The organism is Mycoplasma amphoriforme A39 (genome assembly GCA_000723365.1).
In the GTDB taxonomy this organism is placed as follows: Bacteria; Bacillota_I; Bacilli_A; order Mycoplasmatales; family Mycoplasmoidaceae; genus Mycoplasmoides; species Mycoplasmoides amphoriforme.
In genome coordinates this window covers 931,873-943,861 of record HG937516.1, presented here as the reverse complement: position 1 = coordinate 943,861, position 11,989 = coordinate 931,873, and the positions used below count along the sequence as shown (strand labels likewise).

9 protein-coding genes are annotated in these 11,989 nt (G+C 30.9%); all 9 read right to left on the bottom strand.

All coding sequences use genetic code 4. The features are described from left to right. Positions 1–43 precede the first annotated feature (43 nt). A complete protein-coding gene (gene ybeY, locus ABDB96_RS03575; RefSeq protein ID WP_343251414.1) occupies positions 44–514 on the bottom strand; it encodes an rRNA maturation RNase YbeY in 471 nt (156 codons plus the stop codon). A gap of 26 nt (positions 515–540) precedes the next feature. Further along, positions 541–906 carry a hypothetical protein gene (locus ABDB96_RS03570; protein ID WP_343251413.1) on the bottom strand — a complete coding sequence of 122 codons (366 nt, stop codon included), beginning with the start codon at positions 904–906 and terminating at the stop codon, positions 541–543. After that, a complete protein-coding gene (locus ABDB96_RS03565) occupies positions 896–2,902 on the bottom strand; it encodes a cysteine peptidase family C39 domain-containing protein (protein ID WP_343251412.1) in 2,007 nt (668 codons plus the stop codon). The genes ABDB96_RS03570 and ABDB96_RS03565 overlap by 11 nt, the downstream gene beginning before the upstream one ends. A gap of 163 nt (positions 2,903–3,065) precedes the next feature. Continuing rightward, positions 3,066–4,058 carry an ATP-binding protein gene (locus ABDB96_RS03560; RefSeq protein WP_343251411.1) on the bottom strand — a complete coding sequence of 331 codons (993 nt, stop codon included), beginning with the start codon at positions 4,056–4,058 and terminating at the stop codon, positions 3,066–3,068. Position 4,059: 1 nt separating this feature from the next. Further along, on the bottom strand, positions 4,060–5,313 hold the full coding sequence (locus ABDB96_RS03555) for a DnaD domain protein (RefSeq protein ID WP_343251410.1): 1,254 nt from the start codon (positions 5,311–5,313) through the stop codon (positions 4,060–4,062). A gap of 864 nt (positions 5,314–6,177) precedes the next feature. Beyond that, positions 6,178–6,843, bottom strand: coding sequence for a LemA family protein (locus tag ABDB96_RS03550; protein WP_343251409.1), 666 nt, complete (start codon positions 6,841–6,843; stop codon positions 6,178–6,180). 222 nt (positions 6,844–7,065) lie between these two features. After that, positions 7,066–9,012 (bottom strand): hypothetical protein, encoded by a 1,947-nt coding sequence (locus tag ABDB96_RS03545; RefSeq protein ID WP_343251408.1) that lies wholly within the window; start codon positions 9,010–9,012, stop codon positions 7,066–7,068. Positions 9,013–9,167: 155 nt separating this feature from the next. Beyond that, positions 9,168–10,142 (bottom strand): P30/P32 family tip organella adhesin, encoded by a 975-nt coding sequence (locus ABDB96_RS03540; protein ID WP_343251407.1) that lies wholly within the window; start codon positions 10,140–10,142, stop codon positions 9,168–9,170. A gap of 433 nt (positions 10,143–10,575) precedes the next feature. Continuing rightward, positions 10,576–11,988 (bottom strand): MFS transporter, encoded by a 1,413-nt coding sequence (locus tag ABDB96_RS03535; protein ID WP_343251406.1) that lies wholly within the window; start codon positions 11,986–11,988, stop codon positions 10,576–10,578. Position 11,989 lies beyond the last annotated feature (1 nt).

The following is an 11,989-nucleotide window of genomic DNA, read 5'->3' as shown; positions in this document are numbered from 1 at the left end:
TGTTAATGATAAAACTAGAATTAATTTCTATTACAAATCATTTTTAATTATTGTCATCTTGATAGCGCTTTAAAACCATTTCATGAATTTTGTCCTGGATTTCCATAGTTATATACTCTCACGTTGCATCAATTTCATGATCAAATTCTAACAAATGTAAAATACCATGAATTAGCATCCTAGCTAATTCACTTAAAAAACTTACTTCATATTTTTTTGCTTGTTTTTTAATTTGTGCAAAACAAAGGTAGATTTCGCCTAATAAAGGCGTCACTAAAGTTTGGTCTTGCCACAAAGGAACACTGATAACATCGGCAACATAATGACGCTTACGATATTTGATGTTAAAGTTTAAACTTTCTTGTTTTGTTAGTCAGATAATTTCGTAATATAAGTTGATTTTTATTCGAAAATAATCAGAAATTTGTTGATTGATAATTCGAAGTAATTTTGTTAAATTGATTTGGCTTTTTTTACTAAGTGAATTAAGTTTTTTTGTGACACTTTCTAACATGATAATAATTATAATGATTATCTTTGTTAAATCCCAAAATAATGTTGGGCTAATGTCACACTTTTTAGAAAAATTTTAACGTCATATTTACCTTCTTTATATGGTGAATTTGGATTTTTTAGAAAAATAACTGGTACTTTATTTAAATTTGATCTTTTCATTTTGAAATAAATAGTTTTCTTTTTCGATTGATCATCATAAAGGTGAAAAATCTTTTTTGAGTTCATTATTTTTAAATCTTTTGGTGAATTTACTAGTAAATAAGTTTGTTCTTTTCGAACGTGTAATTGTGCTGGAACATGAATTTGAATTTTTAAAGTAAATAATAAAACAATGAAGGTTAATAAAACAAATCCAAGACAAAAAAACATTGTAATCATTTTATGCTTCATGACTAGTAATCTCGATTTTTTGATTTACATATTTTTCCACAATTGGATCATGATCAATGATTAAAACAAAATTATTTAAAGCAATTTCTTTAATAATTTGTTCATACACCATTATTTTCAAATCAATACTTAGATTATTTGTCATTTCATCTAGAAGAATGATTTTATTTTCTAAATTTAAAATTTGAATCAAACGACATAACTGTTGCTGACCGTTACTATAGTTTTCTAAAGATGTTTCGAAAAAACCAGCATTTTGTAAAATTTCGATTATTTTTGGATTTTTTGCCATTTTTAAGGATTCAATAACATTTTCATACAAAAGCATCCCGTCAGTTCGCTTGGTGCCATCTAAATAATAGACGTTTTCTAAAATTCATTGATCACTTATTTTATCTAAATTGATATCATTAATTTTTATGGTACCACTACTTAACTTTATTTTTTTAGTAATTGTTTTAAAAATTGTTGATTTACCAACGGCATTTTCTCCCGACAATAAGGTTAGATTCTTGAATTCTAAATTCAAATTTTTAAATACTTTTTTGGGTCCATCATCCAAAGAAATGTTGTGAAAGTTGATTTTTTTAACTTGAGATATGGCAAATTCGTTTTTTGTTATCATTTTATAATCAGGAATTAAAAATTTAGCCAATTTGTGCTTGGCAATTTTAAAATTATTAAAATTTAGTGAGAATTCAACTATATGATCGCTATAGTTTGTTAGTAATGCCTGCAAACTGATAACAAAAACTAAATCACTCAATGACATTGATTTAAAATTAACAATATATTCAATGCCAATTCACAAAGTTATTACGCCGAATAAAAACCTTGCAAAAGTACTGACGACATTGAAAGCCGACTGCCCCATAAAATTCATTTTGTTATTAATTGCCATTTGGCGAATGTTTTCTTTAAGATTTTTAATAATTGCTCTGTATTCAAGATTATTTTGTTCAATGCTAAAAGATGCATTTAATTCGGAAAGATTTTGGTTATGTTTTTCAGTAAAAATAATGGTTTTACTAACTTTAAGTTTTTGTCATCGGTAATTGCCATAAATTAAGATTGTGCTAAAAACTGTTTGGATTAAACTTAACAAAATAAACCACATGTTGATACTAGCTAAAAAACCAATGACTGTAATCAACATCATTACCCCTGCTAAAACCTTAATGATTTGTGATAAATAAACGTTGATAACATTCATTAAATGATGATCCAATTCGTATAAATTTCCATAGGGATGTAGTTTTAAGAAATCAAATTTTTGATATTGTAAATTGGTTGCAATTTTGTTTCAACTTTTTATGTAAATGGCTTGAAATTTACGCGATTGGATTCATTTGATTAATTCGTTTGCAAGAATTTCAACAATTTTCATAAAGACAAAGGTCACAACAATTACTAGGAGATTAAAAGTTGTTTGGTACTGAATTGTTTCGTTAACTAAAACTTTAAATAATTGTGCGACACCAACGCCAAAACCAATTGCTAATATTTCTAATAAAAAGGCAGCAATCAACAATTGTCAGTTAACAAAATTATCAAATTTTAATTGATTATTAGTGTTGGTTAAATTAATTTCAATGTTTTTTTTACTTACCGTTGAAACAATGCCAGCAAATTCATTTTTAAAAGTTTTTCAATTTGTTTTGTATCTTCCAACCGAACTATCAAAAATCATTAAATGGTGTTGGTACTTTCGGACGATAACATAGTGTAAACCGTTCATTCTTTTTACTAATACAACATAGTATTTAGAACGATTTAAATCTTTAAATTCCTCAAGTGTACATTCGTATGTTTCTAGTTCCACACCAAATTCAGATGCTAAACTTTCCAAATCATAAAGACTTAAACCAGCACTTGTTAAATTGGCTTTTTCCACAACATCTTCACGCGCTACATCTTGATCATGTAATTCGTTGGCCAGCATTGTAACAATACAAACGCCACATTCCTTTTCGGTTTCTTGTAAAATTACCTGCATTTTAATCTCCCAACATAATTAAATGTCAAAAAAATTAAAAAAACACCAAAAATTTTTGAAATTTATTGATAAAAATATGCAATAAACTTTTTTCAAAACTCTTAAATGATTGGGAAAATTATTGACTTTTAATTAGTAGTAATTTAAAAATATCTCATCATATTTAATTAGACTGATGTTCGTTTTTTTTATGATCATGATGTTGTCTTCAACTTTTTCCCGATAATTGAAAAACATTATCTCCAACTAATTCATAGATTCGATCAATTAGCCTTGTTGCCGCTTTTTCTCGCGATAATGCTCGAGTTTTGTAACTATCAATCTTGCAATAGTGATTATGTAATTCATCTAAGTTATAATTACTTATAAAAATGGTGATTTTATCAGTATTCACACGGTCATTCAAAATTTTTAAAAAATGATCGTTAATAAACCAATCACGATACGTTTCAGCCCCAACATCATCTAAGACTAAAACATGGGAATTGATCATTGCGTTTAAAGATGTCTCAAAACTAGACGATTCTTCATTAAAACTTTTTAATAATTTTGTTACTAAATCTGGCAACAAAACATACGCAACAGTATAATTTTTTTGTGCTAATTGCGTAGCGAACAATGTGGTAATATAACTTTTACCAACACCACTAGTTCCGTGTAAATAAAAACCTTTTAACTCTTTTTTATGGACCATATTAATCATGAAGTTTAAAAGTTTTTTACGTGATGAATCTCATTGTGCATCAATATTTTTTTTATTGAATTGGAGATCTAGTAATTTTTCTGCAAAACCCCGAATGATTAAATTCTTTTTAAAGGCATTTTTCTTATTGATTTTCTTTTGTTTTGAGCACATTACGTACTCATCAAGTAAAATTGCTCCTTTTAAAAAAAACTTCCGGTGCAAACCGTTTGGGTTTAAACAGGTCTTGCTTGAACTTTTGTTACACGCATCGATATCAATGTAAACTTTTCAAAGTTTAGGTAAATATTGAAAATATTGGGCGTCAGAAAAGTTTAAATTTTCAAAATATTGCGATTTTTTTAAAATTAAAATCCGCTGTTCGGCGTTAGGAAAAAGTGACTTTGTTTCAAACAAAGTAATTGCTGCTTGTTTAGTTCCTTTTTTAGTGCGAACGGTTTTTTTTGAAGGCATCTTACATAATCTCGATCGTCTTTCAGTTAACTTCTTCATCATCAACCATTACTGCAACCGAAGGACTAGGCATTATTTTTTTGGATGGGACTATGTTTGAAGTGACATGATCAATTCGGTCTGTATGATATTTTTGGGTTTTTAAATTATTATTGACCGAATGCAAGTAATTTAAAATTTTATCTAAACTAGTTAAACCCAAACGGTTGATTGTTGTTGCAATCTTTTTGATGTAATTGCTACTATATTTGCCATTTGTACGGTAAATTGTAAAATCAGTTAGAATGTTGATAACGCTATCTTCTAGGTGCGATTTTTTTCTTAGGTAGGCAATTGCTTGCTTTTGATCTAAATCTAATGAATCTTTTTGAATGCTAACTAAATAGCGCTCAGCATTAATATTACGATAATCATTAAAAATTCGGTTTATTTCGTTTTGATTTAACGATTCATTATAAAAAATTTCCGGATTTCGGTAGATTTGTAGATTTTCATTCATATCAATATTAATTGCTGCTGCTGTTAAATTATTGAAGTTATCTATTAGTAAATTTTGATCCACATAAAGCAAACCATCTTTGTTATTTTTAAAGGTTGCCTCACTTACACATTTTTTAATTTCATTAATGGAAAGATCATGTGATTTAAAAAATGATTCAATTACAATTTTTACTGCTTCATTTAAAATTACTGGTTGTTGAAAGTCATTACTTAACAATTCATGTAAATTTTGAAAATTAAATTCCATAATCTCGCTAATATTTCCGGTTCCAAAGACTGCTTCAAACGATGCTGAAATATTAATGGTATCACTGGGAATTCGTCGGTTAGTAAAAGCTAAACTAATTCTTTCATATTCACGAATGCCAATTTTGTTAATTAACAAGTGCTTAAATTTTTGGTTATTATTAAATTCTTTTCAATTCAAAGGTTCATTAACGGCAATATGCATCATTTTTTCGTCATTATTTGTTTGGGTATGGGTGCTTATTAAATTAATCGCTTCAAGTTGACTACGCATTTCGGCAAATTCATTATTCGTACAATTCAAGCAGTGTAATATTCGGGTAATCGGATTTTTGATTCCTTTTAGTGCAGTTTGCACGTTATATTCGTTGATTAACCATTGATAAAAAGAAATCGCTGTAGATCCAACAATTGGGGCGTATATATAACTTAATTGCTTTTGCGAACAGGAAAAATCAAATGGCCGGTAAATAATGTAAGTAATTTTTTCAAGATCATTTAATTCCATAAATTATATTACCTTTCATGATGATTTTATAAACATTAATCGCTAATAGCGATTGGCATGTATAAGTATAATGAGAAAATTAAATTTAAAAAAATCTTTTCTCAAAAAATAAAATTTAATCGCTAAGAAAATTAGTTACTCTAAGAAAATCCACACTAAAAAAGTTAGAAAATCCGCATCAAAACCTCATTTTCCACATTATTTTGGATTATTATCATAAATTTAGGTAGACTTAATTCCTTTTATATTTCCTTTTCTAATTCCATTAGAAGATAAATTATTTTTTATTTTTGTTAAAGTAATATTTTCAACAGGATCTAATCGTAGTCTTAGCTATTTTTTAATAATATTTAAAGAAAAAATTATCGAACACCAATTATTCTAAAGTTTTTCCAGTGTTAATTATTTTGTAGATTATATTAGTTAAATTAGAAATGAAGTTACTTTAAATAGTTTTAAAAGAATAATTGTGTTAAACTTAAAAACTATAGTTCGATATTTTATTCTTTTTGTATTTTAAATTTTTATAAAGTCTCTTTTATAGAAGAATATAGATAATAATCTGATAATGAATATTTAAATAAATTGGTTGATTTTAGCCAAAAAGATTTTTTAGTAATAAAAAATATGTTCTTGAACGAAATTTTAGATTAAATGTTTTTAAAATTCGATTTTCTAGGATTATGATTTTGATATTCACTTAACAAAAATTAAATTTAATGTAATGTTGCAAGTTAAAAAAATTCAGTCTGGCGATGCAAAACAAACCTAATGAACTTAAAAAAGCCCACCTTTGTGTTTGGTCAACAAACACTGAAGGTGGCTTTACGATTTTATCAAGTGAGTTTGTGGCAAAAAAGATCTTTAATGTGTGTTCAAATCAGAACTAATGCTTGACATGTCAACATCTTTAATTTGTTCAGTTGATGCAGCAAACAATGCCATCGTGGACAATCCCATTTTCGCTGCGGTGATTAACTTAACGGGATACAGGAAAATTTCGGCATTAAATAGACCAACTTCGCTATTGTACAACCGCCGGGCCGCAGCAATTTCGGTTTCTAAATATTGCGTACTTCCCATTAGTTCGCGAACCACGCCATCAGCTTTTAAATTGGGATATTGTTCGTAAGCAATGTTAATGTCAGAAAACATCTTAGATAATGAACCATCTAATTGCTGGATTTCGCCCTTGGAAGCATTGTTACCACGGTACTTAGCAACCAAAGCAAAAGTCGTTTGTTCGTGTTTAATATAACCCTTAGTTTGTTCTAGCAGTTTGACCAATAAGTCGCGGCGTTTGGCTAAATTGACATCAATGTTACCAGCAACTTCGTTAATTCTGATTTGCTGTTTTTTAAACCAGTTAGCTACTTTTACTGACCTAATGTAAATCAAACCAAACGTAATAATTACAAGAACATACCAAAAAAACTTTTGACTACCACTAGCAACTACCTTTTGTTCTTTGTTAAAAACACGAGTTTGGTGACCACTAGGTTCCCTTTCAGCCCGACTATCTACTAACATACCATCTCCCTCGTTGCAAATTATTAAAATTTTCAAATTGATTTAAACTAAAAAATCAACATACACTCTTAATTATATAATATTTTAATCGTTTGTTAAACATCTGTGGCCAATTATTTTAACTATATTTATTTTCGTGATGATTTGATGAAAATAGTTTACTAGATAATTTTTGTAATTAATCATCTTGAATTAGCAACGATTAAACATCTTGAAAAATAGTTAGATATTATTAAACAAACTAACAATCTCTAAAAATAACCATTCAACTTCTTGTTTAATAGAATCTAACTGGTATTTGTTTGAAATTAAATAAACCCCATAATTATCAATTGCTAAAACCAAACTATTGGCAAACAGTTCGTTCATAACAGCGAATTTTTGGAGAATTTTTTCTAAAGCCTGCTTGTTGTTAAACTGGTTTAATCATGACGGATTATTACACCAAATACGGTGAGTTTGTACTAATTCTAAAATTTCTTTCGAACTGTAAAGGTTATCAAAGATCACCGCCCCATTTTCAGGCGATACTACCATTCGACAATATTTATTGGTATCAAAATACAAGTGATAAATGTATTTATTTTCGTAATATTTATAAAACCGTTCGTATTCAACCGGAATTATCTGTAAACCAACATGAACCCCGACAACCGGAACCTGATCGATTAAAATTTCGGAAGTAAATGAATGCATTTTGTAATAATTAGCTACAATCCCATGATTTCATCATTTAGACTCAATGAGTTGAAACCAACCAGGTCGTTTGATCAAGACATCATCCGCCCACCAAATACTCCGGTAACTTAAAAAGCGATTAGGTGTGTATGAATAATCAATTTTGGGTGGAATTGGATCTAATAAACCATCAATGTTATTAGCAACGTTGTAAGGAGCATCATCCCGGTACCATTCTGCACTAAAACGTGGTGACAATAAGGGAATTTGCAACATGGAAACAATTCTTTCAAAATAACTTTTGACAAGGCTATGAATTTGGTTTTTTACTGTCTGTAAATCCACATTTTCTTGCTCTTGTAAAATTCCAAGTTCATTAATTAAAGAAAACATACTCATGCTTGTTTTGTAGCCAAAAACACCACTAATTTTAATGATATTACCAGTTTTATTGAACGAATCCACAAAGCCATTGTTTAATCGATACCAATTAACAAAATTTTCTTGAGCTGCCAGCGTAAAAATTTCCTTAACTTTTTGTTCTAACTGAATTTCACTTACGCTTTGATCGTTCAAAAAATGAACGTTAAAATACTTTTGAAAATCAGCATTAATAAAACGTAAGCTATTAGCATCGTGGTTGCGATTTTTTTCAAAATTTATTTTTAATTCTGGTGCAAAATTAGTTTTGAAAATTAAGTAATTCTCAGTGTGAATAAAAGGCGTTGATTCGCGATGGTAAGCGGTTAGAACTTCGAATTTTTGGACCCTTTTTGTTATTCATTTATCATCACGTAAAATCCTTTCGGTTGTTCAGTAAGGAAATGATTGCGATTGCGAGGTAGTGACGTCTTCGTAATATAAATGTTTAGTTAAAATATCATAAAAAGGGTTGTTGCGGTAGTAACCAACGATTCCCGCTTCCAAATCAACAGCACTGCTTTCTTTGATGATGTTAAATAATTCGGTTTTGGGTAGTAATTCAGAGGTTCTAATGCCGTATTGGCTATAAACATATTCGTAAATATCGCTTAATTGAAATGTCGAAAAAGCCGCTTTAATCATTTTAAAGCGAAAATTAACAGCTTCTCTAATTTTGGCTAATGTTTCCGCTTCAAATTGATTAAATTCACTAATATTTTTTCTGGCGTGTTGAAACTGCTTTCAAAAAATAAAACCCACAAATAAAGCAAAAAACAAAACAAAAATCACCGCTCGCCTTCATTTCATTTGGGTTATTTTTAGCATCCGTTTTTGATCAATGATTGCTTGTTTTTGTTCATTAATGAACGCCGTTTGTTCTTGAATTTCATTTTGCCTAGCCTGGTTATCAATGAACTCATTGGTAATAAAATTTTCAATAACGGTATCTAAAGTTTTGGCAAAATGGCTGTAAAAACCCCCAATTGGATCATTAATAATTCTTAAAAAATCCAAGGTAAACGGGGTTTTTTGAACTGTTCTTGCTTCCTTTTGACTTGGTTGTTCCATATTTAATTAATTTTTTTCAATTATTTTCCATGATTTTGTTTTAATTATTTGTTACATATTTATTATAAAGAATTTTTGACCAATTAATAAAAATGTCAACTCCGATGACGGCTTGACATTTTAAATTTAAGATTATAAATGGAATTAAAAACACCTTAACGTAATGGCATCATTCCTGGTTGCATTGGCATCCCCGGCCGCGGCGGCATTTGGTTTGGATTTGGCAACATCGGCCGCGGCATCATTCCTGGTTGCATTGGCATCCCCGGCCGCGGCGGCATTTGGTTTGGATTTGGCAACATCGGCCGCGGCATCATTCCTGGTTGCATTGGCATCCCCGGCCGCGGCGGCATTTGGTTTGGATTTGGCAACATCGGCCGCGGCATCATTCCTGGTTGCATTGGCATCCCCGGCCGCGGCGGCATTTGGTTTGGATTTGGCAACATCGGCCGTGGCATCATTCCTGGTTGCATTGGCATCCCCGGCCGCGGCGGCATTTGGTTTGGATTTGGCAACATCGGCCGCGGCATCATTCCTGGATGTTGCTGGTGCATCATGTTAACTGGTTGTTGCCCGAAATGACCTTGCTGATTAAACATTACATTTTGGGGAGCCATTTGGCCAAATGGAGTTGGCATATTTGGTAAAACTTGCCCGTTAAGAACCTCGCCTTTAGGTTCTTCTTTTTTCAATTCTTCAACTTTTTCTTCTTCTACCGCTTCAGCAGCCGCACTTTTTTCTTCAAGTTCAGCCATTAACGCTTCTTGTTCTTCGCGTTCAGCTTGAAGTAAACGTTCTTTTTTCTTAGCGATCGGAATGGCAACTCCTAGTCCAAGGACAATTGATAAAACAATTAAGCCAACGCCAGTGCCAACTACTGGTGCAAATCATGATTGTTGATAAATAGGTGTTGGCCCAATTGTTTGAGTTTGAGTCAATTCTGCCGATGGGTCAGTTTGAACTTCTTCTTCGTGATGGATAATTCGTGTTTGGGTAATTTGGTTAACAACTAAGCCATGGTTTTGCTTTGCGGAAGCAACCTGATAATGAATCGCCCCCCCAATCATACCGCCAACTGTGAGTAATCCGAAAAAAGCAGAAATTTTCTTGATCATCTTTTTAGATCTCATTGAATTATAAGACTCCTTGATGTTTTCTGTAATCAGTTCTTGCTGTAAACCAGACATGTTGTCTAAAAATGACATTACAAATGAATGAAAACATTAATCTACTAATATTTTACACGATTGGAGTGAATTTTAACAAAATAAGTTCATAATAATTAACAGTTTTGTAGCGATAACACACTAGGTGCAAAACTGCACTTTGAAAAAAGTGATCGCTAGCTAAGCAACTAAATTGGTAAATAAAGATGATTTTTAAATTTTATTATATTGATTAATCATTAATTTTGAAAAATGAAACGAATTTTCATTTTCGCAAGAATAACTGTGCACAACTATTTCCTATGAATATAAAACAAATAATGATAATTTTAATTTATTTCCCATGATTCACCACTTAAATTTGTAAGGAGTTAATTAATCATTCTCCGACACAATGTTATTGTTGGATCGTTTTATGAATCATTCACAGTCGTTTATTTTGAAATCCTAATTCGATGTAGTTTACTAAATAGTAAACTACAGCCATCATGGTTGCTACTATCATTAAAGTAATGTTAATGATCAATTGCGTATTAGCAAAATCTTGTTTTAAAAAACTATTAATCGCTGACGAAAAGAACGTGCCACCAGCAATGCTTAAAGCTGCTAGCGATTGGTATAAACCTAACGGACTAAATTTTTTAGTTTTAAACCCTAACGATAAAACGTGAGCAATTAGTAAATTGTACAAAACGCCATAACCAAATCCGTTTAGACTTTGAGCGATTAAATAATACAACCCACTATTAAAAGGATTTTTCACATTGGCTGTAATTACAATTACCACTATTTGGTAACTAATAAAAAAAATTGTTCCAAATAAATAGATGATCAATTTACTAAAGTATCTAATGCCAACTAACCCCATTAAAATGCCACCAATTAATTGGAAAAAACTAAAGATGGAGGTAATATAACCATCAAAAAACCGGGTATGAAAACTACCTGCAATCTTTTGAATGGTGGTGACGGCAATTGCTCCAGCTGTAGCAAATTTGGTAAAGTCAATACTTGCTCCAACAACAATTATTCCAATTAACATGATTCATTGTCATTGATTGTGAATAATGGTTTTGTGCTGGTTTTTTTGCAAACCAACAAATTCGGGATTTTCTTTAACAAAATAACCAATAACAAAATTGATGACCACAAGAATGCTAGCAATGACTCATAAATAAGCAGTTCATTGCGGATCAGCATGGATTTTAACGGTCGGATCGATCCGCCCGTACGGGGCTGTGGTTCGAATCAACACCTGCACTGGTGATGCTAAAAAATCAGCCAATAAAGGTGGTAATGACAAGATCGAAATTGTTAAAAAAGGTTTGGTTTTGGTATGTTGCTCATTAAATCATAAACTAAATGAGCCAATGCAGCTAGCACCAACGCCCACCCCGATTGCTTGAATAATATTGGTAGCAAACGACGGAGCAATTGCGACTGGGATAAAGGTTAATAACTGGATTCATAATGCAAAAAAAATGATTGCTTTTCGTGACTTGAAGTAAGCTCCTAATCAATCAAAAAATGGTCGTAAAAAAATTCCAACAAGCCCATAAATTGATAATGGAATAAAAAGTAGGGCCGGGTTAAGTTCCAAATCGTGATACAACGTGCCACGGTAGGAGCGAACTAGCATTAACGGCAATCAGAAAAAGGTATAAAAAATAAAGAGTAATTTGTAGTTTTTTGATGGGATTTTTATTTTCCAAAAGATGATGGGTGCGATGCATGCAGTAATTAAAAAAATGGTTAAACTAACAAGAATGGCAGCCAGGTTCAAAGCAGGCGTATTATTTAAAGAAAACATC